Below are 25,280 nucleotides of genomic sequence, written 5' to 3' on the forward strand. Positions count from 1 at the left end.
CCGGGCTACTGGAACGCGGCGGTGGGCGCATGATCCTGTCCTCCGTCCTGCAGGCGATCGGCCTATTCATCGCCACGAACATCGATGACATCATCGTGCTCTCACTGTTCTTCGCCCGAGGCGCGGGCCAGCGCGGGACCACCGCCCGAATCCTGGTCGGACAGTACCTCGGGTTCATCGGCATCCTGGGCGCCTCCGTGCTGGTGACGCTCGGGGCAGGGGCGTTCCTGCCGCCAGAGGTCATCCCCTACTTCGGACTCATTCCGCTGGGGCTGGGACTTTGGGCTGCGTGGCAAGCCTGGCGCAACCGCGGTGCGGACGATGACGATGAGGCAAAGGTCGAGGGTAAAAAGGTTGGGGTGTGGACGGTGGCCGGGGTGACCTTCGCCAACGGCGGGGACAACATCGGCGTTTACGTCCCGGTCTTCCTCAGCGTGGGCCCAGCGGCCGTGGTGGCGTACTGCATCGTGTTCCTCGCCCTGGTCGCCGCCCTCGTCGGCCTGGGTAAGTTCGTCGCCACCCGCCGACCGATCGCCGAACTCCTGGAACGCTGGGAACACATCCTGTTTCCGATCGTGCTCATCGGCCTGGGCATCTTCATCCTCGTGAGCGGCGGTGCCTTCGGCCTCTGACCTCGTAGCCGACTACGTACATGGCAGCGTGCTGTGATTGCTACCTGGCGGCTGAGTGTCCTGGTGTGCTCCGCGTGTCAGCGGCCCAGACGACGCGCTCGGCGCCGCTGCCTCAACTGAGCCCACGCTGACCGCGTAGGCATCGATCACGCGGTCGGTGCCGGTGCTGAAGGCGTCGCGGATACCACTTGGACCACCACATCGCTGAGCCCGGCTCTTGTGTCAGGCGCAGCAGGAGGTGGGGAGTTCGTTGCGGAAGAGGTTCGCTGTGAGGCGAATGCCTTCCGCCATGGTGAGGTACGGAGCCCACGTGTCGGCGAGTTGCGTGACGGTGAATCCGGCTTTGATCGCGTAGGTCGCGGCGAGCATCATCTCCCCAGCGGTGTCGGCGAGGGCGTGGACGCCGAGAACTTTGCCGGTGTCAGCATCGGCGACAATCTTGATGCCACCGCGGGTGTCATGGTTGGCGATCGCTCGGGGCACATCGGACAGTCGCAGGTAGCGGCAAGCGCACCGGTATCCGGCGGCGATGGCGTCTGCTTCGGTGATCCCGGCGGAAGCAAGCTGAGGCGAGGTGAACAGCACGGAGGGGAGCCCGGTGTAGTCAACATGCTCAGCGCTACCGAGTGCGTTCCGCGCAGCGATCTTTCCTGCCATCGCGGCGACGTACACGTACTGGGGTGCATCGGCGACGTCACCGGCGGCGAACACGGCCGGGTTGGTTGTCCGCTGCAGTTCGTCGACGATGACGAAACCGCGCGCGTCGGTCGCAATGCCCGCCGCGGCAAGGTCGAGTCTCTCGGTGCGCGGCGTGCGGCCGGTGGCTACGAGTACCCGTTCACCCACAGCCACAGTCCCCCGGGCCGTCGTCACGTGCGCCAAACCGTCGATACGTGCGATGCTCGCGGCACGGTCACCAATGACAGTAATTCCGTCATCCAGGAAGGCCTTGCGGAGTTCCGAGGAAAGTTCGGGTTCGGTGTGCGAGGCGAGCCGTCCGATGACGGTGACGTCGACCCCGAGCCGGGCGAAGAGTTGCGCTTGTTCCAGACCAACGAAACCCCCGCCGATCACGACCAGCGAATCGGGCAGCTCAGTCAGTTCCATCGCTGTGGTCGACGTCAGGTACTCAATTTGTTCGATGCCGGGGACTGCCGGGATGAGTGGTTCTGCACCGGTAGCGATGAGATACGACTTGGCACGCACCGGTTGGCCATCTACGAGCAGCGTGGATGGACTGGCGAACGTGGCTGTGCCGGGAAGGATCTCGAATCCGTACGCGGTGGCGATGTCTGCGTACTTGGTTTGGCGGAGCATGCCGACCAGCTCGTCTTTTTGTTGCATGAGCGCGGCGAGGTCAACGTTGCCAGCAATCGTGGAGACGCTCGGGAACGGACTCGAGATCGCGGCGTGGCGTATGTGAGCGGCCGCGAGGAGCGTCTTCGAAGGCACACAGCCCACGTTCACGCAGGTACCGCCGAGGGTGCCGGACTCGATGGCGACGACGCTCGCACCCTCCAAGCGAGCGTGGATTGCTGCGGACATTGCCGCGCCGCCAGTGCCGATCACCGCAAGGTCGAACTCGCTGTGTTGTGTCATGGTACTTCCCCCTATCGAACCGGGCCGTACGTTCGACCACTCGTAATAGGATGAACCTTCAAGTACGGTTGAAGGTCAAGCTGACTCCGGAGGTGTCACGATGCGGATCGGGGAACTCGCCGAAAAGGCAAGGACTACTACGTCGACCCTCCGGTACTACGAAGAGCGCGGGCTACTGCCGCAGCCAGAACGAACCCCGACTGGGTACCGCAGCTATGGGGACGAGTCAATTCAGAGGCTTGAATTCATTGACCGGGCACGTGCCGCCGGGCTCACCCTGGCACAAACCGCAGAGATTCTGGATGTTCGTGACTCGGGCCATTCGCCCTGCGATCACGTGCGAGGCCTCCTTGACCGTCAGCTCGTAGACATCGACGCGCAGATCGAAAAGTTGCAGGCCTTGCGCTCCAACATCGTCGAGCTTCGCGCAAACGCCACGGCAACCGCATCCGAACCCTGCGCTCCAGAGTCCATCTGCCGCTACCTCTGAAGGACGTTCGCGACACATCGTCGCTGACGGCATGAGGTTGAGGTAGTACGACCGAGTGCCCGCGTTCGTGGCTCGGCGAGTGGACTTGGCGGATCGGGCTATGCCCCGCGGGAGATGATCTGCGCACCTGGCTCTCGACCCTGTTCCGTCACCGCCGCGGGCGGTGTTCACGCCAAGGAGCCACCGTGTTCGAACTCATCACGACCCTCACCGCAGTCCTGCCAATGAATATCGACGTGACTCCCAACGACTCGGGGTTGCCCGGAATCGGGCAGCTGCGCGTCATCGTCGGCGCCGTCATGACGATCGGGCTGATCCTGTCCGTGCTCGCACTGATCGTGTCGGCGATCGTGTGGGGATTCGGCGCGAACTCATCCAATCCCCACCTCGCCTCCCGCGGCAAGTTCGGCGTACTCGTCTCCTGTGGCGCCGCCATCATCTGCGGTGCCTCCGTAACTCTGATCAACTTCTTCTGGAACGTCGGGCAGCAGGTGTGAGCTTCGCGAAATCCACCGACTTCGAGAGCAATGCCATGAGTGTCTGCGATATCCCCGTCATCTCCAGTGTGTGCGATGCGGTCGGTGAGGGCGCCGCATCGCTGGTGTCTGCCCCATTCGACTGGCTGGCCGCGACGATGGGACAAGCCGCCGGATGGCTCATCGAAGCCATGTGGACCGTCTTCGACAGCACCACCCTCGTCGACGTCCAGTCGCAGGGCTACCTCGACGTCTACAACCTGCTGTTCGGTATCGGTGTCTTCATCGTGCTGCTCTTCTTCTGTTTCCAACTCAGTCTAGGTTTGATCCGGCGCGAACCCGCTGCGCTCTCACGCGCAGCGCTCGGGGCGGCCAAAGCTGTGCTCGGTTCGTTTGTCGTCATTACGCTGACGGCAACGGCGCTGGAGATGGTCGACCAGCTCTCCATCGGCATCGTCCAGGCTGCGGGAGAGACCACCGAGACGATGGGCGACAAGATCGCGCTGCTCACTGCGGGCCTCACCACGATCAATATTGCTGCGCCCGGCGTCGGAGCGATCATCACGATCTTCCTCGCCGGGCTCATGATCTGTGCGGTCGCGATTGTCTGGTTCTCACTCCTCATTCGCAAAGCTCTGCTGCTCGTGGCGATTGTGCTTGCGCCGATCGCCTTCGCAGGTGCGGCCTGGGATGTCACCCGCGGATGGGTCGGCAAATGGGTGGCGTTCGTGGTCGCACTGATCGTGTCCAAGCTCGTGCTCGTCGTCGTGTTCCTCATCGCCATCACCCAGGTCTCGACGCCGATCGAAGCTGACCTTGCCTCCGTGACCGAACCGATCTCAGGCATTGTGCTGCTATTCATCGCCGCGTTCGCGCCTTACATGGTCTACCGATTCATCTCGTTCCTCGGCTTCGACCTCTACCAGGCGATGGGAAGCGAGCAGGAAGCGAAGAACGCCGTCAACCGCCCCGTTCCTGTTCCGTCGAAGCCGCAAGGAGACGGCGTGAAGAAAGTCCTCGATGGCGGCTCCGGCGGTAGTTCCGGCGCAACTCCCGCATCGAGCGGTGCGCGAGGCACAACGACCAGACCTGGAGCGAGTACCAGCGGAGCCGCAGCAGGAGCCAAGGCGGGAACCGGCGCGAGCGGAGGCGCTGGAGCCAGTGCTGGTGCCGGTGCCGGTGCCGGAGCGGGCGCTGGTGCTGGAGCTGCCGCGGCGGTCGGGCCTGCAGCAGCCGTGATCATCGGAGCCGAAGTCGTCAAGGGAGCAGCGACCGCTGGGCCGAAGGTTGGGCAAGCGATCGGTGGCACCGCCGAAACAGCGATGACTGGCGCAGGTGAAATCGGGGCTGCCCCGGCTACGACGCCGACTGCAACAGCGGCTCCCTCTGTTCCGCAACCGCCAGCACCACGATCAGATCCCGCACCGCCTAGCACCCCGCGGCCCCGGCCAAACGGCAAGGAGTGACCGATCATGCCGAAGAATCACGACGCGCAACGCGCCGGTGACCTCGTCCCGGTGAAGTTCTCCCGGCTTACTCGCCGAGGTGTCCTACTCGGGCTGTCGCTGTCGCAACTGGTTGCTCTCGGTCTCGGGGTCGGCACGCTCGTATGGGCGTTCTACGCTGGTGGCGGCATTCTCATCGCATTCTCTGCACCCGTGTGGCTTGCCGCGGCGGCCGTGGTGTGGATCCGGATCGCTGGACGCGCGATCGTCGAATGGATCCCTGTGGTCTTCTGGTGGATGTGGAAGACAACGGGTGGGCAACTTCTCTACCGTCGACGAGTTGTGAAACCTCGCCCAGCGGGGACTCTTGCGCTTCCTGGCGATATGGCGCGGCTCCGCGAGTACGACGACCCCACCAGGGCGCAGGGATGGTGCATGATCCGACCGCTGAAACGCTGACGGCGATCGTCGCAGTCTCGCATCCCGCATTCGTGCTTCTCGACCCAGGCGAACAGGAACGTCGAGTCAGCTCGTGGGGCCGCGTGCTCGCAACCGTATGCCGATCAGGACGCATCTCGATGCTCCAGGTGCTGGAACGAACGCTGCCCGACTCTGGGACAGGGCTTGCCGAATGGTGGGCGTCGCATGGCAACGCCGACGCCTCCTGGGCCTCAACCACGTACGCTGAGCTGATCGACCGCGCCGGGCCCGCCGGAGAACGTCACGCGACCACGCTGTCTCTCTCCCTCGACATGCGCTCAGCATCACGCCAGATCCGCACTGCCGGTGGCGGCATCCGCGGCGCGGCGGCAGTGCTCCGTCAAGAGATGTCCACGCTCGTTGCCGCGTTGCGATCCGCTGACCTCTCACCATCGTCCTGGCTGACGTGCGGTGAGATCGCGGTGATCCTGCGATCGGCTTACGACCCTGCCGTCGCCGCAACGCTCGAACGGCACGGTGAACTTGGGCAGTCCCTCGCGACGGCCGGGCCGGTCGCCGTCAACGAGTCTTGGTCGAGGCTGCGCACCGACTCGACATTCCACGCGGTGCTGTGGATCTCGGAATGGCCGCGGTCGATGGTCTACCCAGTCTTCCTCGCACCACTGCTCCTCTCGACGGGGATCCAGCGGTCATTCTCGCTTCTGTGCACCCCGATGCGCTCTGATCAGGCGGCGCGCGACATCCGCAAGAAGAAGACAGAGTACATCTCGGATGCTGCCCAGCGTCAGCGGATCGGTCAGATCGAGGATGCATCGCAGACGGCGGAATTTCACGATGTGCTCCAGCAAGAAGCTGACCTCACTGCCGGGCACGGTGTGCTCCGCTACACGGGTCTCATCTCGGTCTCAGCACGCACCGCCGACGATCTCGACGCCGCAGTCGCTGCTATCGAGCAAGCCGCCATCCAAGCCTCCTGCGAGACCCGTCTCCTGGTTGGTCAGCAGGCGCAGGCATTCACCGCAGCTGCGTTGCCACTGTGCCGGGTGGTTTGAATTTGCAGTAGGAGTCATATTCCGATCGATTTCGGACGCTCATCAGTTTCATTCAGCCTTCGAATCACAACTTGCATGAGGTCCGCGATTGCCTTGTCGTCCGCAAGGTCGGGGGCATCAGCGAGGATTTCCTGCACGATCCCAGCGACTTCGTTGGGCTGTAATTCGCGCATCTGACGCTGCCAACTGAGCACCTTGGCATCGCCGCCCTCGATGGCTGCATGCGAGAGCAAGAGCCATATCTGCTCTTCCCAGGAATTGAGGGTCACGGCGCTCTGGAAGAGCTGCCTCCATTGTTCGGGCGTCAAGCTGACCACGGTCGTACCCTCAGAGGTCTCGACTTCTGTCGAGATCTCGACCGATTCAATCTCCGTCGAAACTTCTTGGATATCGATCTCCACTGCGTCGATGTCGGATGTCTTCGAAACAACGGCTTTCCTGGAACGGAGCTTGCCTAGCGTGCTCGTTCCCCAGCTCTTGATCGATTCCCAGTTCTTTCCGACAGCGATAGCACCACCGACCACGACAAAAGCACCCGCCATGAGGATGACTTTCGTCCCTGGTGGCAAGTCCTTGATCGCGTCCATGACCTTCTTTATCCCCTCCTCGGAGGGGTCCTTCAAGAAGATCGGAGCATGCGTTTCGAGGGAATTGGAAAGAGGGTCTCGCAGGAGCGAACTAACTGCTGCCTCGGAGTAACTGGAATTCGAGAGCTTCGTCCCGTCAAACACCCGGATGATCGCGTCGTAATCGGTATAGCCCTCCCCAGACACGGTCTCCCCCATCCCATTACCAAACTCAACCTCTTTCAGCTTACTCAGCGCCGCCGGGCGGGTCGGCTCGTACACCTGTCAAGCATTGACTCAGTTGAGGAGGTCACGATGCCTACGTTCTACGATCCCGGCGCCGATGCCGGTGAAGCATCCGAGGCGCTGCGCGGGCTCGCGCATGCATCACGCAACTTCGAGAACCCCCAGGATCTTTACGGTGTGCTCGGCGACCTGCTGTCGGGAGTCCGTTCGCTGAGGCAGGTGCTCGATCAGCTCGCTACTGCCCACATAAGCAATCGTGCCCATGCGTTCGACGATCACGGCGACCATGCCGTTGGATCAGCGGACGCGGTCGCTGCCGCCGATGAGCTGCACCAGGCGGCAACATGCATCGACCAAGCCGAGGATCGACTGAACGCCGCAGCATCTGCAGCGAGTCGTGTCGCCTGGTACGACGCGCCCGCGACAGAAGACACCCCGGCAACTCGGTGGGTCAACGTCGTCTTCATCCAAGGTGAAGAAACCGACGAGGTGCTCGACATGATCGACACCGACGGCCCTACCGCCGGACTCGACCACCTGAAGAGCTGGGATTACGGAGACGAGACCACGAGCGCGGCGATGGAGAACGGGTATGTCTACGACGAGCCGCCCAGCGGACCGTTGGAGCACGAGCTGCGAGAGGGTGACTACCACCTCACCTACAGTCACAGCTTCGACCACGTCGCCCTTTATCGACTCCACACCATCGAAGCCGAAGACGGACTTCCGAACGATTCGCGCGGCCTTGGTGCACGCCGAGCGGCGCCGCGTCAGCAGCGAGCATCTTGGTTCGAGCCTGCGAACATCACGGCACTCAAGCAACAGCGAGGACTGGGTCTATGAACCGGGATGAAGCCGAGCGGCTCCATACGGCGGTCCTCGTTGCTCCAGCGTCTGAGAAGCGTCGAGTGCGCAAGCAACGTCAAAAGGCGGCAGCAAACCTACAGATCGAGCAGCAGCACTCGGAACGCGAAGAAACCCGCGCGAAGTATCTGGCCGAGTTGGCTGAGCGTCGGGGCACATCGTATCTCCCCGCCGCCGGGGAGCAGGGCCCCACTCAGCTGCGTTCATCAGGCAGGTTCCGCCTGCCCCGACATCAGGACACCTCTGCCACCCTCGCAGGGGCGTACCCATTCCTCGCGGAGGGCGGCCTCGGATCCGACGGCGTCTTCGTAGGCCAAGATCTGTACTCCGGCGGCTCCTTCGTCTACGACCCGTGGGTGCTCTACGCCCGCGGTATTATTACCGCCCCGAACCTCGTGCTCGCGGGCATCGTAGGCTCCGGGAAGTCCAGCCTTGCAAAGAGCCTCTACACACGGTCCCTCCCATTCGGGCGCCGCGTCTACGTGCCAGGTGACCCGAAGGGCGAACACACGGCCGTCGCCGAAGCCGTCGGCGGACGGGCAATCGTGCTCGGGCACGGACTCGCCACACGACTCAACCCGCTCGACGAGGGCTACCGCCCCTCAGGCATGAGCGACGAGAGCTGGGCGTCCACCGTCGCGTCTCGGCGCCGCGACCTGATCGGCGCACTCGCTGAGACCGTTCTTACTCGACCCCTCACCCCGCTGGAACACACAGCCATCGACACCGCACTGACCGAGGTCGTGCGCAGCAACGATGTACCAATCTTGCCAATGGTCGTCGAACACATCCTCGCCCCTGCTCAGGACGCCGACCCCGAGGGGAGACTCGCCGAAGACGGGAGGCTGGTCGGGCATGCACTCCGAAGGCTTGTGGCTGGAGACCTCGCCGGGCTCTTCGACGGCCCGTCAACGGTGACCTTCGATCCGACGTTGCCCATGATCTCACTCGACCTTTCACGCGTGACCGAGAACTCCACGCTGATCTCGGTACTCATGACCTGCTCCTCAGCGTGGATGGAGTCCGCCCTGCTCGATCCCAACGGCGGCCAACGCTGGTGCATCTACGACGAAGCCTGGCGACTCATGTCCCACCCAGCATTGCTGCGAAGGATGGATGCCCATTGGCGACTCGCACGTCACTACGGGATCGCGAACATGCTGATCTTCCATAAGCTGACCGACCTGGAAAACGTCGGTGACGAAGGTTCCGCCATGCGCGCGCTCGCCAACAGTTTGTTGGCCAACGCCGAGACGCGGATCATCTACCGGCAGGAATCCGACCAACTCGGTGTCACTGCCGGAGCACTCGGGCTCACCGGTACGGAACAGAAGCTACTGCCCGGTCTCGGCATTGGCCAGGGCCTCTGGCGCATCAAGGATCGCTCGTTCGTCTGCCAGCACCAACTGCATCCTGACGAGCTGGAACTCTTCGACACGACGGGCCGCATGGTTTCGAATCGCCACTGATTCGCAACCCATAACCCAAGAGCGAGCGCACCCCAACATGAACAGTTGATGACGGGGGCCAACCAGACTTGATAGTCATTTCGATTTCTATCAATATAGAAGTATGTCGAATCAAGAAGTTGAGTTGGTCATCGTCGGTTCTGGGCCTGCCGGATACACAGCCGCCGTGTACGCGGCGCGCGCCGGTCTGGAGCCGGTGGTGATTGCGGGAGCGGTGACCGCGGGCGGCGCACTGATGACGACTACCGAGGTAGAGAACTTTCCCGGCTTCCTGGATGGTGTTCAAGGCCCCGCCCTGATGGAGAGGATGCGGGCACAGGCCGAACGTTTCGGCGCCAGCATCGTGTATGACACCGCGACCAACCTGAAACTCACTGGTGACGTGAAGACCATCGAGACGGGGAATGGCGTGACCTATCGCGCCCGCGCGGTGATCCTTGCGATGGGTTCGGCGTATCGCAAGCTTGGGCTCCCCGAGGAAGAGCGCCTGTCTGGGCACGGCGTGTCATGGTGTGCAACCTGTGATGGGTTCTTCTTCCGCGAGCAGAAGATCGCCGTGATCGGCGGTGGCGACTCGGCCATGGAAGAGGCGTTATTCTTGACTCGGTTTGCATCACAGGTGATCTTGGTTCATCGGCGCGGTGAGTTTCGCGCATCGAAGATCATGGCGCAACGTGTACTTTCTGACCCGAAGATCGAGGTCGCTTGGAACAGTGAAGTGATGCAGATCCTTGGAGAGGATCAAGTCACCGGGCTTCGGCTACGCGATACCGTGACTGGCGCCGAACGGGATCTCGATGTCTCCGGGGTGTTTGTCGCGATTGGGCATGACCCTCGATCCGAACTTGTGAACGACCAAATCGCGACAGACGACGATGGGTATGTTCTTGTGGACCACCCTTCGACGCGCACGAACCTTCCCGGCGTGTTCGCCGCGGGCGACCTTGTGGATCACACCTACCGGCAAGCGATTACTGCTGCAGGGACCGGGTGCGCAGCCGCCCAGGATGCGCAGCACTATCTCGCTCAGCTGGCACCAGACGGCGCTGCCGACGCACGGGTTCTGGCGGTCTCCGCATGAGCATCACCCATGTCACCGATGCCACCTTCCACGCTGAAGTCATCGAATCCGAGTTACCAGTGCTCGTGGATATCTGGGCAGCATGGTGCGGCCCATGTAAGGCGATTGCGCCGATCCTCGACACGCTCGCGGAAGAGTATGCGGGCCGGGTGAAAGTTGTGAAGGTTGATGCCGACGCCAACCCGGAAACGGTGACTGCTGCGGGAGTGACGTCGATACCCACCATCGGATTCTACCGCGCAGGCGAACGTGTAGATGTGCTGATCGGCGCGCATCCGAAGCCCGTGATCGCGGCAAAGATTGAAGACGTGATCGCATGAGGACGACGATCACCCCTGCATCCCTCATCACACCGAAGCGGATGTCGACGCTCGACAAGTGGCTACCACTGTGGATCGGGCTCTCCATGGTCGCTGGCCTGCTGCTGGGCCGATTCGTGCCAGCGTTATCTGGGCTACTGGCGCGCCTGGAAGTTGGCGGCATCTCGGTTCCCATCGCACTCGGGCTGCTCGTGATGATGTACCCGGTGCTCGCGAAAGTCCGGTACGACAAGGTTGCCGCGGTCACCGGCGACAAGAAGTTGCTGGTCTCCTCGCTGCTGCTGAACTGGTTGGTCGGCCCGGCAGTCATGTTCGCGCTCGCCTGGGTTTTCTTACCAGGCCTCCCCGAATACCGCACGGGCCTCATCATCGTGGGCCTCGCACGCTGTATCGCGATGGTGGTGATATGGAACGATCTCGCCTGCGGTGACCGCGAGGCGGCCGCGGTACTCGTCGCGATCAACTCCGTGTTTCAGGTGGTCATGTTCTCGGTGCTCGGTTGGTTCTACCTGACCGTGCTACCTGGGTGGCTCGGTCTCGACACACAAGGGCTTGAGGTGTCGCTGTGGCAGATCGCGTTGAACGTGCTTGTGTTCCTCGGCGTGCCACTCATGGCCGGGTTCGCCTCTCGCTGGATCGGTGAGAAGCGCCGCGGCCGCGTCTGGTATGAACAGAAGTTTCTCCCAGTCATTGGGCCCTGGGCGCTCTACGGGCTGCTGTTCACGATCGTGCTGCTCTTCGCGTTGCAGGGTGAGGCTATCGCCGAGAACCCGTTCGATGTTGCCCGGATTGCGTTGCCGCTGTTCATCTACTTTCTGGTGATGTGGTTCGCAGGAATCCTCCTCGGGAAGGGCCTCGGGCTCGGATACGCGCGATCCACGACGTTGGCGTTTACTGCGGCAGGCAACAATTTCGAACTCGCGATCGCGGTTGCGATCGGCACGTTCGGCGCTGCGTCAGGTCAAGCCCTCGCAGGAGTGGTCGGGCCCCTCATCGAGGTGCCCGTGCTCGTCGGGCTGGTCTATGTTTCGCTGTGGGTGGCACGTGCCTGGTTCCATACCGACCCGTACAGCTCCGTCGCAGTTCCAGTGACGGAAGCCGCAACCGACCCGGCAATTGAGACGAGGACATCATGACAGACACCTGCACTCCGTCCATGGCGCATGCGATCGGCGAGAGCGCAGCGACCACCGTCGCGAGCACTTTGAAGGCCCTCGCTGACCCGTTCCGACTGCGCGTGCTGTCGGCCATTGCGACCGACCCGCGCGGTGAATCGTGTGTGTGCGACCTTGCAGAACTCGCCGACGTCTCCCAGCCCACTGTCTCCCATCACCTGAAAGTGCTCAAGGACACCGGACTGTTGGCCTCCGAGCGGCGAGGTACCTGGGTCTGGTACCGCATCGCACCCGAGAAGCAGCACGCGGTCAGCTCCCTGCTTGACGCGTTCGCCCCCGCAGCGCTGGCGAACCAAACTAGCGAGACGAGCGATGCGGCCCTCGCGAAGGCCGACGCACTGGTCGAAATGGATGCCCGGGTGACACGTCTCGCCGAGGAACTCGCAGACGAACACGCGGACCAAAGCCGCGACCTCGTGATTGCGATGGTGAGGGAGTCGTTTGCGGGTCTTGCCCGCGCCGCCCGTGTCCCCCAGCACCTGATTCCCCTGACAGAGCGGTTCGCTCGGCAACGCCTGACAGACCTCGCCCGTGAACGGAAAACCGGCGTGCCGCAGGTGCTGTTCGTGTGCGTCCAGAACGCGGGCCGTTCGCAACTAGCAGCCGCACTCGTGAACCAACTCTCCGATGGCCGGGTCGTCGCCCGCTCAGCCGGATCCGCACCCGCGGCCGACGTGCACCCGCACGTGCGCTCTCTCCTCACCGAGATCGAAGGCGGCCAGCGCACCGACGCCGCATTCCCGAAGCCCCTCACCGACGATGCGGTGCGCGCCGCCGATGTCGTCGTGACGATGGGGTGCGGGGATGTGTGCCCGATCATCCCCGGGGTGCGCTACGAGGACTGGGCCGTGGGCGACCCGGCCCTCGCCTCACCCGAGGGTGTTGCCGCGATTCGCGACGACATCGCCGGGCGCGTGCGCACCCTCATCGACTCCCTCACCAACGACTGAAACGGAAAGCTTCCATACTCATGACCGATCAGAAGCCGTCAGTATTGTTCGTCTGCGTGCACAACGCCGGGCGCTCGCAAATGGCCGCAGGCTACCTACGTCACCTCGCGGGCAACGCCATCGAGGTGCGTTCGGCCGGGTCGATGCCCGCCGAGCAGATCAACCCTGTAGCGGTCGCAGCGATGCGCGAAGAGGGCATCGATATCACCGCGGAAGCCCCGAAGGTACTCACCACCGAGGCTGTACAGGCCTCCGATGTGGTGATCACGATGGGGTGCGGCGACGCCTGCCCCTTCTTCCCCGGCAAACGCTACGAGGATTGGAAGCTCGATGACCCCGCCGGTCAGGGTATCGATTCCGTCCGGCCCATCCGCGACGACATCAAGGGCAGAATCGAAACCCTCGTCGGCGAACTGCTCGGAAAGCAGTGACCAAGCCTACGCAGAGCCCCTCTGCCATCCCGCTGGCGGATCGGGACCTAGATGTAGTCGTCATCGGTGGCGGCCAGGCCGGACTAGCCGCCGGATACTACCTACGCCGCGCGGGTGTGCGCTTCGTAATCCTCGATGCGTCCGCCGATCCTGGCGGCGCATGGCAGCATGGCTGGAACTCGCTCCGTCTCTTCTCCCCGGCCGAGTACAGCCCACTGCCGGGATGGCCGATGCCAAGGCAGGAAGGCGAGGAGTATCCGACCGCTTCGCACGTCGTCGACTATCTTCGCGCGTACGAGCACCGCTACGACCTCCCCACCCATCGCCCGGTCCGGGTGAGCGCGGTTCGACGTGATGGGGAACAGCTAGCAGTGGACACCGACCACGGCACCTGGCAGGCCGCTCACGTGATCAGCGCGACCGGCACTTGGGGGAACCCCTATGTACCGACGTACCCTGGCGAATCCTCCTATACCGGGAAGCAGCTCCACACTGTCGATTATTCGTCACCCGACTCCTTCCAGGGGAAACGGGTCGCTGTCGTCGGCGGTGGCAACTCTGCGGCGCAGATCCTCGCGGATGTGTCCATGGTCGCTGCGACCCGGTGGTATGCGCAGCGGCCACCCCGGTTCATGCCGGACGACGTCGACGGCCGCGTACTGTTCGACGTCGCAAGCCGTCGAGAAGCCGCGCAACGACACGGAAAACAGACGGCCGGTGTGTCAGCGCTGGGTGATGTCGTCATGGTGGAAAGTGTCCGCGAGGCACGTGATCGCGGTGTCCTCCACACACTCCCGATGTTTCATCAGCTCACCGCCCACGGGGTTATCGAGTCGGACGGCAGCGAGTGGGAGTGCGATGCGGTCATCTGGTGTACCGGGTTTCGGCCCACCCTCGACCACCTCGCACCGCTTCATCTCACGACTCGGGCAGGCGAGCCGCTCACGAACGGGACACGCTCAGCAGATGAACCACGGCTGGACCTACTCGGTTATGGGGATTGGACGGGTATCGCATCGGCGACCATCGTCGGCGCGAGCCGCACAGCCAAGCTCGCCGTCGCAGATATCGTCAATAGCTGACTGGGCGGAAGCCGACGTTATCGCACGTGCGCCAAGGGCGATCGGGTTTCAACACGAGCGCTGGCGATCAGGAGGAGCGTTGCGATACCCGCGATAACAGCCAGCGCGCCGAAGGCGGCCGCGTAGCTGCCGAACGCTCCGGCGAGTACCACGCCGATCCACGGCGCCATCGCTGTTACCAACATGGTGGGTGTTCCGACTATCCCCGAGAGTTGCCCATAGGCGCGCGGCCCCCAACGATCCGTCACAGCGGTGGCCTGGAGAAGGGTCCCGATGCCACGACCGACCCCGGCTGCCATGGAGATTCCCACGAGCACCGCGAACGGGCCGGAAAGGATCGCGAATGCCGCAGCGCTCACGGCGACGATCGCAAACGCTGCCCCGGTGTGCATGGTGAGCGACGCTCGCCGCGCGAAGGCGGTGTAGAAGACACGCCCCGCGACCTGCCCGATCCCGCCGAGTCCGAGCACCCACGCAGCTTCGGACGTCGTCAGTCCACGTTCGAGCATCAACGCCATCATCGCGATCAACACCGTATGTATCGCGGCGGATGCGATCGTGAGCCCGGCCGTCAAGAGCCAGAACTGGCCACGGCGGAGAACTCCTGACACGTACCCCCGCTCATCGAGAGACCGAGCTGTGTGGTCAGCGTGCTGTTGGGGTCGCGAATGTCGCAAGAGGATCCAGTGCGCTGGTGCGGTGACTAGTGCCAGAGCGACGGCAGACCACAGGTAAGTGCCACGCCAACCGACAGCCGCCCCAACGTGCGCGACGAGCGGAGCGAACACTGTTGCGGACAGGCCAGCGACCAGCGTGAGCGTGGTCAGTGGCCCGAGGCTGCGCGCGCCGTACCATGAGGTGATGGCCGCGAACGCGGGCTGGTACAGCACGCCCGACATTCCGAATCCCGCAAGGATCCACGCGGCAGCGAACACGATCGAATTGTCAGATGCGGCAACGAGAGCCAGCGCCGCCGCGCTGAGCAAGGACCCGAGGGCCATTACCCAGCGCGGGCCGTGTCGGTCGATGAGCTTCCCGACCGGCACCCCGAGGAGCGCGGACACCACGAGCGACCCTGAGAACGCGAGCGTCACGAACTGGGCAGACCAGCCCGTGTCGCTCACGATTTGCGGTGCAAGAACGGGAAACGCGTAGTACAGCAACCCCCACGACACGGTGACCGTGACGCTGAGCGTGGCGAGCATCACACCCAGCCGCGGCGGGCGTTCTCGCACGTCACACAGTGAGCGTCAGCGATACCGGCTTGGGAGCACAACACGAGCCCGCGCCGCTCACCGCGTCTGGGGCGTCGAAGTCGCCAGCGCCTCCGCACACGCCCGTGTCGGGGAGCACGAGATCGACTCGTGCGGCAGCCTCGTGATCGCCCGCGATCTCCGCCACCACGCTACGCACCTGCTCGAACCCGGTCAGTGCGAGGAAGTTCGGCGCACGACCATAAGACTTCGCGCCGACAATATAGAAGCCTTGCTCGGGGTGTGCGAGATCCGCCGCGCCGGTCGCACGAATCGACCCGCAGGAGTGGAGATTCGGGTCAACCTCCTCCGCGACACGCACCGGGGCCTCAAGACGCACATCGAGATCGAGTCGAATCTCAGACAAGAACGACAGGTCGGGACGCAACCCGGTCGCAACGAACACGCGTGCAGCAGGATCGAGTCTCCGCCCGTCTTCTGCGACCAGGACCACCCGGCCGTCCTCGTGCAGAATCTGTTCGGTGCGGAACCCGGTGACCAGGTCGACAAGCCCATCGTCGACGGCCTGCTTCGCGCGCTGCCCGAGCGCTCCGCGCTCCGGCAACTCATCAGCTGTGCCCCCGCCGAAGGTGTTGCCGACCAGGCCGCGACGTAGCACCCACGACACCCGTGTGCCCGGCGCCTCGCGTACCACGGGCGCGAGCAGAGTAATGGCGGTCGCCGCAGAGTGGCCATTGCCGACCACGACCACGTGCTCACCGCCGAATGCCGCTGCCGACTCGCTGGTCGGGATGCCGTAGCTGAGCGCCCCGGCTTCAACCGCCGCCAGCTCACCGAGGGCAGGCAACCCGTCGGCGCCCGCCGGGTTTGGGGTCTGCCACGTGCCCGAGGCGTCGATCACGGCACGAGCATCGATGCGACCCTCGCCCCCATCCGCAAACTGCACGTGCACGACGAAGGGCTGTTCGTCGCGGCCCGCGTCGACCGTGCGGTCACGACCCTTGCGACTGACTCCGACCACGCGCGAGCCGTACCGGACGCGATTGCCCAGCGCCTCAGCGAGCGGGGCGAGGTACCCGTCGATCCACTCCGCTCCGGTCGGAAATCCGCTCTCGGGCTGCACCCAGCCCGTGGACTCTAACAGCCGGGCACTGGCCGCATCGACCAGCTCGGCCCAGTCCGAGAACAAGCGCACGTGGCCCCACTCCGCAACGCCGGAAGCCGCACCCGGTCCCGCTTCCAGCACGAGCGGTTCGATTCCGCGCTCCACAAGATGGGCCGCGGCGACAAGTCCCTGTGGGCCTGCACCAATTACGACGACAGGATTCATTTCATACCTTCTCTTATCGACATTCTTCGATGGGTCAAGCATGTCGAATGCATCGACAAATGTCAATACGTGCGAGAGAATGGATCTATGGCAACCCCGGGAAGTACCACCGAAGAGATCACGGCACGCACGTGCTGCGCGCCCGCAAACGATGCGGCACTCGATGACTCACGTTCGCAGCACCTCGCACAGGTGTTCAAAGCGCTCGGCGACCCCGCCAGAGTAAAGTTGTTCTCACTAATCGTCGCGAGTGCCGACGGTGAGATGTGCGTCTGCGATCTCACCGAGCCCGTGGGGCTCTCACAATCGACTGTCTCACATCACATGAAACTGCTCGTCGAGGCGGGCCTTGTCACTCGTGAACAGCGTGGGCGTTGGGCGTACTACCGGACGGTTGACGGCGCTGTCGAAAAGGCCGCCCGCTCGGTCCTCACCGTCTAGGCCTTCATGCCACCACAAGTTCTCGGTCAGGTGTGGCTGATTGGGGACGTCTGAGATCGATCGCGCGCGACTGAGCACCTTCTTTGCATGAGCAAGCGCAACACTCGAAGTTCATTACCCGATCCCTCCGTCGACCTTCCAATCGCCAGCATCAGCGTCGATGAGCGTGGCGCGATGCACGTCACGTACGACGGACATGAGTTCCCACCTTCGACGCCAGATACAGAATGGAGTCGGGGTCGGTTCGGTGATCTGCTCGACGCACTCTCCGCGCACCGCACGCGCACACTCCGCGTCGAGGTGCACGAGTACGACGGCTCGGTATTCACTGACATCATCCACGCCACTCGCAGCGAGCGCATCGAAGACGAGGTGCCGCTGCCCAGTGCCACGCGGCGAGCGCGCCATCGAACGACTCATCAACTGATCGAGATACGCGGCTCCGGGTTCATCCCCGGTGAGGACGTGACGATTGCGCTCATGCTATCGAGCGCGGAAGGCGCCGCAGACGGCACAGCTCGCGCAGTTGTCGATCTCAGCCACATTGCGGGTCAGAACGCAGAACTCCTGCTCATCGGGCGCATCTCAGGTGTGATTGTCGTCGAGCGGTTGCAGTCATGACGAGCGCCCAGTCTCACAGCCGAGGTCTTGGAGAGGAGCTGACCAACGCCCTCATGATTGGCCTCTTCGCACTGTTCGGTTTCGCCGCCGTACTCCGCGGGGCCGGATCGGTCGCAGCGTTTCTTACTGGTGCTAAGCAGCCTGAAATCGGCTTCGCTGGGGGTGTCAACGTGCTCTTTGCCCCCGCTGACCCCGCCACGGCACTTGGTGCGCACGGCCTCAATGCAGTTGTGTACTGGGTCGTAGCAGTTCTTCTTCTCGGTTTGCTCACCACCGCGATTGTGTGGGCCTGGGCTCGGATACGACGCCATACTCGGGCCCTCACTATCGACCCCCGCAAGCTCCAAGGAACCGCGAGTGGGCACGACGTCGCATCCAGCGCTTCCTCGAAGTCACTCCTTCGTCGGGCTGCGACGCTACGTCCTTCGCTTGAGCATCCGAAGCCGGAGGATGTGGGTTTCTTGCTTGGTCGCTCGCACGGCAAACAGATCTGGGCGAGCGTCGAAGATTCGATCTTGCTGATCGGTCCTCCGCGCTCAGGCAAGGGTCTCCATTTCGTGATCCCGGCCATCCTCGACGCCCCAGGCGCAGTCGTCACAACGTCCACCCGCCCAGACAACCTCACCGTGACGCTCAAGGCACGAGAACGCATGGGCCCTGTCGCGGTCTTCGATCCACAACACCTGGCCGAAGGCATTCCTGCCGGGCTGCGATGGTCACCGATCAGAGGCTGCGAGGATCCGCTCACTGCGATGATCCGAGCGACCGGTCTCGCGGCAGCAACCGAACTCTCCTCTGGTGGTGTCGAAGGTGGCGGCTTCTGGGAGGGCAAGACCCGGGTCGCGCTACAAGCGCTCCTCCACGCCGCAGCCCTCGATCACAGGACCCCTGCGGAACTATTCCGATGGACGCTCGACCCCGCGGCCGCCGCCGAGGCCGTTGCGATCCTCACCGGTTCACCGCTCGCCGCAACCGGATGGGCCGAATCATTGGAAGCAATGCTCGACGCTGACCCGCGCACTCGCGACAGTATCTGGCAGGGAGTGTCGCTCGCACTGGCGTCACTCGCCGACCCCAGGGTGTTGGACGCGGTAAGCCCCACTGAGGGCGAGCACTTCGACCCGGAGCAGTTCATTCGCAGCCGGGGCACGCTATACCTGCTCGCGACCGGAGCTGGTGCCGGAAACAGCGCCGCGCTGGTCGCTGCCTTCGTCGAAGACCTCGTCGAAACCGCGCGCCGCATGGCCGCACGATCACCCGGCGCGAGGCTGGATCCACCGCTACTGCTCGCGCTCGATGAGATCGGGAACCTCGCCCCGCTCCCTTCATTGCCAACCCTCATGGCCGAGGGTGGCGGCACGGGCATCACGACGATGCCGGTGCTCCAATCGCTCGCTCAAGCACGCGACAAGTGGTCAGAAAATCAGGCCGCTGCGATCTGGGACGCAAGCATCGCGAAGATCATCCTCGGCGGTGCATCGAACTCTCGCGACCTCCAAGACCTCTCCACCCTCATCGGCGAACGCGACGAATTCACCGATTCCGTTACGTTCGGCGACTACGGCTCACGCTCCAGTCAGCGCTCCGTCCGCAGAGTCCCCATTCTGCCGCCGGATCGCATTCGGACGCTCCCCTTCGGGTCCGGCGTGATTCTGCTCCGATCGACGGCACCAATCATCACCGATCTACACCCATGGCCGAAACGTGCTGACGGAGAGAAGCTCCGCCTCGATCGTTCGGCGACCGAGGCTCTGCTGGAGCACCCCAAGCATTAGCAAGCACGGGTGACGATCGCGCACCTACCTGTCGCAGCGGCTGAACAAAGGCGGCCGCCTGACCAGACAGGAAGAACATCATCATGTCGATCCACACACAAGAATCCGTCTCGGGCTTTGTCACCTCAGAACCGCAGCTGACCGTCTCGGCTAATGGCAACCCGCGCCTCTACTTTCGCTTCGGGCAAGAACACTTCCGCCGCGAGGAAGACGGCACATTCACGCAACTGGAGTCGAGCTTTCACCACCTCGTCATGTTCGGGCGTTCCGCCGAACGCGCTTCAGAACGATTTTCCAAGGGCGACAACTTCATAGCTGAGGGATATCAACGACCCGTAAGCTACGAGCGCGAAGGTCAAAGCGTCGAGAGCGAGGAGTTCGTCGCAAAGCGGATCGGCCACGACGCGGCCCGCACCCGGTACGAAGTCGACCGCTCACCCCGCAAGACCGCCTCGCGGAGCAGCGCCGACAAAGAGCAGCGCCGTGCATTTGCACCCCGAACCTCGGGAGCCGTGAATGGTGCTCCGTCTCTCGGGTACTGAGCCGGATCGGAGCAGCACATGAACGAGCACAGCATCCCCGGCGAAGACAACGAGAACATCCAGGCTGAGCGGTTTGAGCCGGATCTCGTCGCAGAGCCGCCACATCCCATCAACTGGAACCTCCTCACATCGCAAGACCTCGAAGAAGAACTCCTCGAACTCAATCGCTGGGTGAACTGGCTCCGCACGGAGTACGGCCTACCCGCCGCGGTGATTCCACCGGTCTGGCATCGTCACCCCGAGTTGTTCTGGGAGCTTTCCGCACTCCACCTGCATTGGCTGTGCGCCTACGACGCCAACCAAGACGGCTCAGCACCGTTCGGTTGGCATCGCGACTTCGCAGAGGCCCGTCAGCGTCTGCGCGACTGGGTGACGGCCAGCGGCACGCGACTTGACCGAGATCGCCCGACGCGGCAAACCGTCTGGCCGGGCGAGGAACGCACCGTCGACATCGTGGAGCAGACCATCACGGATCGGGATGCAGATTTCGTACAGTTCGTTCTCGAACAGGTTGAGGCGCGCAGGGCCGCAGAGGATGCGTTCTACGCAAGTATCGACGATCGGCCCGGGGAGGTGTCTGGTCAGGAGTAGTCCAGCCTTCATGTGCCGACGAGTTCCCCGTGATGTTCGTGGCGCGCTTGCTCGCGACGTGCCACGGCTTCGTCGTGTCGCGCACGGATGAGAAGTGCCACGGAGATCGGGCCGATCACGACGTATTTCAACGCGTTCCACAGGCACAGCAGGATGACGAGGTTGAGCCAACCTGGGGCGCCATCGCCGACCCCAGATGAGCACCAATACGCGAGCACGATGTACGGCGCAGCCAAGAGCATCGCGGGAACGCCCCATTTCAGGCCACGGCGTCGCCGGATCCGGCCCAGCACAATGTTCGTGGGTGCGTATCGCTGCAGAACTGCATAGATGAAGCTGCTGACCGTCAATATCAAACGGATCATGATGGGGCCTATCGTCACACGTCGATCTCCGTCGAGGAAGCAGCATGTGAATCGAACGCCCGAGAGGGCCGCCCCGAAGGGCCCGCAGAGTTGGGAACCTGCTTCGTCTCCCAGGGTACGCCTACTCCGTATGAGTCGAAAGGGGCAGCATTCGAACACCTTCTCAGTGAGATCTCACCTCGAAGGAGGCCATCATGCCCACGCTCTCGAATCTCGCGAAAGATGAGCGAACTGCCCGCCAGGTGCTGTCATTGATCGGCACCCCGAACGACGCCGCAACGGGCGCACTCCTCGAACGAGTCGGTGGGGTCGAACTCATCGCACTGGTCGAGCGCGACACCGCGATTCCCGGGATGGATCGAATCGAAGCGGCAATCTGGCGAGATCGATTGCAATCACGCGCGAATCCCAATCAGGTCGCCTCGCGGTTGCTCACTGAGAACGACTATCGGGTGCTCGTACCCGAGGACTCAGAGTGGCCCGCCGCCCTCAATGACCTCCGCGAGCGAGCCCCGTACGCGCTCTGGGCTGCGGGACGTGCAGAACTTCTCAGCGCGCAGCCCTCTCAACTGATCACGATCACTGGCGCCCGGGCGGCGACCGCTTACGGCGTGCACGTTGCCGAGGACATCTCCAGCGAGCTGGCCCGGAACGGCAAGACTCTCGTCGCCGGTGCTGCCTACGGTATCGAAGGCTCCGTACACAGGTCTGCGCTCATCGAGAGCGGCAACACGATCGCGGTACTTGCCTCGGGCGTCGACCGCCCCTATCCCGCAGGTCATGCTGACCTCATTGCGAGCGTTTCACGCCAAGGGCTGGTGCTCTCTGAGTTACCGCCAGGGGTCAGCCCAACCCGTCAGCGTTTTCTGGATCGTTCCCGTATCCTTGCAGCGCTGTCTGGCGCCACCATCGTCGTTGAAGCGGGGTTTCGGTCTGGAACGCTGTACACAGCTCGGGAGGCTGGGCACTTGGATCGCATCGTTGGCGCTGTCCCCGGGCCCGTTACCTCCGCCGCCAGCGCCGGAACGAATCATCTGCTTCAGGAGGGGAGCGCACGCGTCGTCACCAACGCATCGGACGTCACGCGGATGCTTGACACTGCGAACGCCCCCAGGCGGAGCGTCATCCACCTGGGGGCGTCGCGTGCCGTTCTGCCGAACAACCGCGCGCTGTAACCGCTATCTCATCGTTGGGATCTCCACGACGAGACTCTTTCGCAGTTCATCCATGTCAACCCGGATGAGGCGCCCGACCCGGTACCCGCGAACCGTGCCGTCGGAGATTCGACGCCGGATCGTCTTGACTGAGACGCCCAGGCTTTCGGCCGCGACGGTAAGAGAGACCAGGTCGGGTTCGTGCTCCTCGCTGCGAGTTCGAGAGTTCATGGCAGTGCCTTCCTGTGAATGGATTGGTGTTACCTCACAGGTGTCCGCGGCTGTCCGCTTACGACTCCTTCCCTACGTTCTTCTTCCGGTCGAGGGTCGCTGCGACACGTGCACTCATCCGGTCCGCCAGCTCTCGGTCGCGATTCATGGTGGCGTGCTGATATCGCAGCACAATGTGAATGTCAGCGTGCCCGCCCCTGCGCATCAGCTCAGCGAGCGTCGCGCCCTCCTGAGCGAAGATCGTCAGCCCGGTGTGACGCAGATCGTGGAAGCGAAAACGGTGCGGCAACCCGTCAACGCTGTCACGCACATCGGCCCAGATATAACCCCAGCGGGTATTCGAGAGCGGCATGCTGCCGCGAATGCTTGCCGGGACAAGCGGCGCCCTGTCTTCGGTCGCGACGTGATCTTTGAGGTGCTGCTTCAATCGAGCAGTCATGAGCTTCGGGATGCTCAGCGACCGCTTGCCCGCTTCGCTCTTCAGGTCGGTGTAGTCGCCGGTGTTGGCGTTCAACTGACGTCGCACGTGCAGAGTCGCACTACCGTCATCATGCCACTCGACATCACGCCGTTGCGCGCCCAGACATTCCCCACGTCGCAACTGACACCAGGCGGCGAGCTGCACCATGATCGCCCACTGATCCGGAACCGCCTCATACAGCGCCTCCACCTGCTTCGGCGTGATGATGTCCTCACTTTCATCATGGTCGGCATCATGACGAACCGATTCCTGACGAGGAATCGAGACGCTCGGCGCCGAAGGAATGATGCCGTCGCGAGCCGCTTGCCGCAGGATCATCATGAGCACGATCAGCACCGGCCTTGTGATGCCGTTGAACTTCGATTTCGGGTTCAGCGGCGCCGGGATCTGGTCGAGTCGATCTGTCATCATGCGGATGCGGTTGACGTCGATGTCCCGGATTGGGGTGTCTCCGAACTCAGGGACGAGATAGCCAGAGACCTTGCCTTGATACGAGCGGACGGTCCCGACGGCACGTATCTTGCCGCTTCGGTTCGGCTCAGTCTTGATCATCTGCAACCAGCGCTTCGAGTACTCCTCGAAGCCCATGGATCGCGACTGCTCAGCGGCAGTCTCGGCGCGGCGTCGCTCCGCAATGACCTCTGGTGGCTCCCACAAGCCGAGCGAGATCTTCGAGTGCATCGACGCGAGCCACTTCCGCGCATCGGTCTTCGTGACGAACGTCAGCGCCTTGTCGTCCTCGGTTCGTGCCGGGTACATCTCGCCATCTGGCGCGGGATAGCGGGCCTGCCAGCGACCCGACGGGAGCTTGCGCAACCGACCCCAGGCCTCGCGTTTCACCGTGCTCATGATGACCTCCCGTGGACTCGAACAGCCGCTCGTGGACCGTCGTGCCCCTCCGTGCCCCTCACGTTGCGCAGGCCCAGAGATCCGCAGCATTCCGCGGAAGTTGAGCCTTTGCGTTCACATCGAGGGGCACGATGGGGCACGGCGTTGGGCGTCAGCCGAACCCCGATTCGGTTCGGATCGCACCTCCTTGCCCACGTCGAAGGTGCACGCGTGCCCCCTGCGTGCCCCACTGAATGGATATTCCTGGTCATCTCTGTTCTCCTCTGTCGTCGAACAGAGGGCATAAAAACGGCCCGAACCCGCGAGATTTCGCGGATCCGGGCCGTTGACCAGGCTTTTCAGCCGGGGCTTCTCAGAAAACTTCTAGAAGTCCCAATCCTCATCCTCGGTGTTCTCGGCCACACCGATCACGTACGAAGACCCCGACCCCGAGAAAAAGTCATGGTTCTCATCCGACCCCGGCGACAGCGCCGACAGAATCGACGGGTTCACGTCGGTCACCGACGACGGGAACATCGGCTCGTAGCCGAGGTTCATGAGCGCCTTGTTCGCGTTGTAGTGGAGGAACTTCTTCACGTCTTCCGACCAGCCGACGCCGTCGTACAGGTCGTGCGTGAACGCCACCTCGTTCTCGTAGAGGTCGTAGAGCAGCCCGAACGTCCAGTCCTTGAGCTCCTGCTTGCGCGCTTCATCCGTAATCTTCGCAAGCTCGCGCTGGTACTTGTAGCCGATGTAGTACCCGTGCACCGCCTCGTCACGAATGATCAAACGAATCAGGTCCGCCGTGTTCGTCAGCTTCGCGTGCGCCGACCAGTACATCGGCAGGTAGAAACCCGAGTAAAAGAGGAACGACTCGAGGATGGTCGACGCCACCTTGCGCTTCAACGGGTCATCACCGTTGTAGTAGTCGAGGATGATCTTCGCCTTCTGCTGCAGGTTCGGGTGCTCCCGAGCCCAACGGAAAACGTCGTCGATCTGCGTCGTGCTCGCCAGCGTCGAGAAGATCGACGAGTAGCTCTTCGCGTGCACCGACTCCATGAACGCGATGTTCGTGAGCACGGCCTCCTCGTGGAGGGTCTTCGCATCCGGAATCATCGTCACCGCACCCACGGTGCCCTGAATCGTGTCGAGCAGCGTCAGCCCCGCGAACACGCGCATCGTGAGGGTCTGCTCCTCCTCGGTCAGCGTGTTCCACGAGGGGATGTCGTTCGATAGCGGCACCTTTTCGGGCAGCCAGAAGTTGTTCGTCAGCCGGTTCCAGATCTCGAGGTCCTTCTCGTCCTCGATCCGGTTCCAGTTGATCGCCTCGACGTGGTCGATGTGCGGATCGCGCGCGGACTGCTCGGTCATCATGAGCGGTGGGGTTC

26 protein-coding genes and 1 pseudogene are annotated in these 25,280 nt (G+C 63.3%); 19 read left to right on the forward strand and 8 right to left on the reverse strand.

The features are described 5' to 3' along the window. The first annotated feature begins 29 nt into the window (after nucleotides 1-29). Nucleotides 30-632 (forward strand): cadmium resistance transporter, encoded by a 603-nt coding sequence (locus tag GMOLON4_RS07940; protein WP_025102592.1) that lies wholly within the window; start codon nucleotides 30-32, stop codon nucleotides 630-632. A gap of 222 nt (nucleotides 633-854) precedes the next feature. On the opposite strand, the gene merA is transcribed toward GMOLON4_RS07940, so the two are convergent. Further along, nucleotides 855-2,231, reverse strand: a complete 1,377-nt coding sequence (gene merA, locus GMOLON4_RS07945; RefSeq protein ID WP_026937355.1) for a mercury(II) reductase — start codon at nucleotides 2,229-2,231, stop codon at nucleotides 855-857. Between the two features lie 100 nt (nucleotides 2,232-2,331). Here merA and GMOLON4_RS07950 point away from each other — a divergent pair, with 100 nt between their 5' ends. The 4 genes and pseudogenes from GMOLON4_RS07950 (at nucleotide 2,332) to GMOLON4_RS07965 (ending at nucleotide 6,135) form a co-directional block, all read left to right on the forward strand. Beyond that, nucleotides 2,332-2,721 (forward strand): heavy metal-responsive transcriptional regulator, encoded by a 390-nt coding sequence (locus GMOLON4_RS07950; RefSeq protein ID WP_026937354.1) that lies wholly within the window; start codon nucleotides 2,332-2,334, stop codon nucleotides 2,719-2,721. 185 nt (nucleotides 2,722-2,906) lie between these two features. Further along, nucleotides 2,907-3,218: a DUF6112 family protein gene (locus GMOLON4_RS07955; RefSeq protein ID WP_026937353.1), complete on the forward strand. Its 312-nt coding sequence runs from the start codon at nucleotides 2,907-2,909 to the stop codon at nucleotides 3,216-3,218. A 35-nt stretch (nucleotides 3,219-3,253) separates the two neighbouring features. Continuing rightward, nucleotides 3,254-4,663, forward strand: coding sequence for a conjugal transfer protein TrbL (locus GMOLON4_RS07960; RefSeq protein WP_026937352.1), 1,410 nt, complete (start codon nucleotides 3,254-3,256; stop codon nucleotides 4,661-4,663). Nucleotides 4,664-4,669: 6 nt separating this feature from the next. Then, a pseudogene (locus tag GMOLON4_RS07965) lies at nucleotides 4,670-6,135 on the forward strand (SCO6880 family protein). Nucleotides 6,136-6,149: 14 nt separating this feature from the next. On the opposite strand, the gene GMOLON4_RS07970 reads toward GMOLON4_RS07965, so the two are convergent. Next, nucleotides 6,150-6,983 carry a hypothetical protein gene (locus GMOLON4_RS07970; RefSeq protein ID WP_026937351.1) on the reverse strand — a complete coding sequence of 278 codons (834 nt, stop codon included), beginning with the start codon at nucleotides 6,981-6,983 and terminating at the stop codon, nucleotides 6,150-6,152. A 33-nt stretch (nucleotides 6,984-7,016) separates the two neighbouring features. Here GMOLON4_RS07970 and GMOLON4_RS07975 point away from each other — a divergent pair, with 33 nt between their 5' ends. The 8 genes from GMOLON4_RS07975 (at nucleotide 7,017) to GMOLON4_RS08010 (ending at nucleotide 14,319) form a co-directional block, all read left to right on the forward strand. Further along, a complete protein-coding gene (locus tag GMOLON4_RS07975; protein ID WP_026937350.1) occupies nucleotides 7,017-7,790 on the forward strand; it encodes a hypothetical protein in 774 nt (257 codons plus the stop codon). Further along, entirely contained in the window at nucleotides 7,787-9,280 is a 1,494-nt protein-coding gene (locus GMOLON4_RS07980; protein WP_026937349.1) for an ATP-binding protein, read from the forward strand. Before GMOLON4_RS07975 ends, GMOLON4_RS07980 begins: the two co-directional genes overlap by 4 nt. Nucleotides 9,281-9,383: 103 nt before the next feature. Beyond that, entirely contained in the window at nucleotides 9,384-10,361 is a 978-nt protein-coding gene (gene trxB, locus GMOLON4_RS07985) for a thioredoxin-disulfide reductase (protein WP_026937348.1), read from the forward strand. Next, nucleotides 10,358-10,681, forward strand: a complete 324-nt coding sequence (trxA, locus tag GMOLON4_RS07990) for a thioredoxin (protein ID WP_026937347.1) — start codon at nucleotides 10,358-10,360, stop codon at nucleotides 10,679-10,681. The genes trxB and trxA overlap by 4 nt, the downstream gene beginning before the upstream one ends. Before the next feature lie 41 nt (nucleotides 10,682-10,722). Continuing rightward, nucleotides 10,723-11,817: an ACR3 family arsenite efflux transporter gene (gene arsB / locus GMOLON4_RS07995; protein ID WP_051267060.1), complete on the forward strand. Its 1,095-nt coding sequence runs from the start codon at nucleotides 10,723-10,725 to the stop codon at nucleotides 11,815-11,817. Continuing rightward, the gene (locus GMOLON4_RS08000; protein ID WP_026937345.1) at nucleotides 11,814-12,806 is read left to right on the forward strand and encodes a metalloregulator ArsR/SmtB family transcription factor; all 993 of its coding nucleotides are present in this window, start codon (nucleotides 11,814-11,816) and stop codon (nucleotides 12,804-12,806) included. Before arsB ends, GMOLON4_RS08000 begins: the two co-directional genes overlap by 4 nt. Before the next feature lie 20 nt (nucleotides 12,807-12,826). Further along, entirely contained in the window at nucleotides 12,827-13,237 is a 411-nt protein-coding gene (locus GMOLON4_RS08005; RefSeq protein ID WP_026937344.1) for an arsenate reductase ArsC, read from the forward strand. Further along, the gene (locus GMOLON4_RS08010) at nucleotides 13,234-14,319 is read left to right on the forward strand and encodes an ArsO family NAD(P)H-dependent flavin-containing monooxygenase (protein WP_245575488.1); all 1,086 of its coding nucleotides are present in this window, start codon (nucleotides 13,234-13,236) and stop codon (nucleotides 14,317-14,319) included. The genes GMOLON4_RS08005 and GMOLON4_RS08010 overlap by 4 nt, the downstream gene beginning before the upstream one ends. Before the next feature lie 17 nt (nucleotides 14,320-14,336). Here the strand turns inward: GMOLON4_RS08010 and GMOLON4_RS08015 are convergent, their stop codons facing one another. Continuing rightward, on the reverse strand, nucleotides 14,337-15,554 hold the full coding sequence (locus GMOLON4_RS08015; RefSeq protein WP_026937342.1) for an MFS transporter: 1,218 nt from the start codon (nucleotides 15,552-15,554) through the stop codon (nucleotides 14,337-14,339). 1 nt (nucleotide 15,555) lies between these two features. Next, a complete protein-coding gene (locus GMOLON4_RS08020) occupies nucleotides 15,556-16,863 on the reverse strand; it encodes an NAD(P)-binding domain-containing protein (protein WP_026937341.1) in 1,308 nt (435 codons plus the stop codon). A gap of 87 nt (nucleotides 16,864-16,950) precedes the next feature. On the opposite strand from GMOLON4_RS08020, the gene GMOLON4_RS08025 reads away from it, so the two are divergent. The 5 genes from GMOLON4_RS08025 (at nucleotide 16,951) to GMOLON4_RS08045 (ending at nucleotide 20,833) form a co-directional block, all read left to right on the forward strand. After that, nucleotides 16,951-17,304, forward strand: a complete 354-nt coding sequence (locus GMOLON4_RS08025; protein WP_026937340.1) for an ArsR/SmtB family transcription factor — start codon at nucleotides 16,951-16,953, stop codon at nucleotides 17,302-17,304. Between the two features lie 87 nt (nucleotides 17,305-17,391). Next, on the forward strand, nucleotides 17,392-17,925 hold the full coding sequence (locus tag GMOLON4_RS08030) for a hypothetical protein (protein WP_026937339.1): 534 nt from the start codon (nucleotides 17,392-17,394) through the stop codon (nucleotides 17,923-17,925). Beyond that, nucleotides 17,922-19,700: a type IV secretory system conjugative DNA transfer family protein gene (locus tag GMOLON4_RS08035; RefSeq protein WP_026937338.1), complete on the forward strand. Its 1,779-nt coding sequence runs from the start codon at nucleotides 17,922-17,924 to the stop codon at nucleotides 19,698-19,700. Before GMOLON4_RS08030 ends, GMOLON4_RS08035 begins: the two co-directional genes overlap by 4 nt. 83 nt (nucleotides 19,701-19,783) lie before the next feature. Next, nucleotides 19,784-20,242 carry a single-stranded DNA-binding protein gene (locus GMOLON4_RS08040; protein ID WP_026937337.1) on the forward strand — a complete coding sequence of 153 codons (459 nt, stop codon included), beginning with the start codon at nucleotides 19,784-19,786 and terminating at the stop codon, nucleotides 20,240-20,242. 18 nt (nucleotides 20,243-20,260) lie between these two features. Next, nucleotides 20,261-20,833: a hypothetical protein gene (locus GMOLON4_RS08045; RefSeq protein WP_026937336.1), complete on the forward strand. Its 573-nt coding sequence runs from the start codon at nucleotides 20,261-20,263 to the stop codon at nucleotides 20,831-20,833. 8 nt (nucleotides 20,834-20,841) lie between these two features. On the opposite strand, the gene GMOLON4_RS08050 is transcribed toward GMOLON4_RS08045, so the two are convergent. Next, a complete protein-coding gene (locus GMOLON4_RS08050) occupies nucleotides 20,842-21,198 on the reverse strand; it encodes a hypothetical protein (RefSeq protein WP_035733135.1) in 357 nt (118 codons plus the stop codon). Between the two features lie 194 nt (nucleotides 21,199-21,392). Here GMOLON4_RS08050 and GMOLON4_RS08055 point away from each other — a divergent pair, with 194 nt between their 5' ends. Beyond that, nucleotides 21,393-22,373, forward strand: coding sequence for a DNA-processing protein DprA (locus tag GMOLON4_RS08055; RefSeq protein ID WP_026937335.1), 981 nt, complete (start codon nucleotides 21,393-21,395; stop codon nucleotides 22,371-22,373). A 3-nt stretch (nucleotides 22,374-22,376) separates the two neighbouring features. Here the strand turns inward: GMOLON4_RS08055 and GMOLON4_RS08060 are convergent, their stop codons facing one another. The 3 genes from GMOLON4_RS08060 to nrdF form a co-directional block, all read right to left on the reverse strand. After that, complete coding sequence (locus GMOLON4_RS08060; RefSeq protein WP_026937334.1) at nucleotides 22,377-22,583, reverse strand: helix-turn-helix domain-containing protein; 207 nt, start codon at nucleotides 22,581-22,583, stop codon at nucleotides 22,377-22,379. A 58-nt stretch (nucleotides 22,584-22,641) separates the two neighbouring features. Next, nucleotides 22,642-23,913, reverse strand: a complete 1,272-nt coding sequence (locus tag GMOLON4_RS08065) for a tyrosine-type recombinase/integrase (protein WP_026937333.1) — start codon at nucleotides 23,911-23,913, stop codon at nucleotides 22,642-22,644. A gap of 363 nt (nucleotides 23,914-24,276) precedes the next feature. Beyond that, nucleotides 24,277-25,263 (reverse strand): class 1b ribonucleoside-diphosphate reductase subunit beta, encoded by a 987-nt coding sequence (gene nrdF / locus GMOLON4_RS08070; RefSeq protein ID WP_026937332.1) that lies wholly within the window; start codon nucleotides 25,261-25,263, stop codon nucleotides 24,277-24,279. Between the last annotated feature and the right edge of the window lie 17 nt (nucleotides 25,264-25,280).

Source organism: Gulosibacter molinativorax (assembly GCF_003010915.2).
GTDB classification, from domain to species: Bacteria; Actinomycetota; Actinomycetes; order Actinomycetales; family Microbacteriaceae; genus Gulosibacter; species Gulosibacter molinativorax.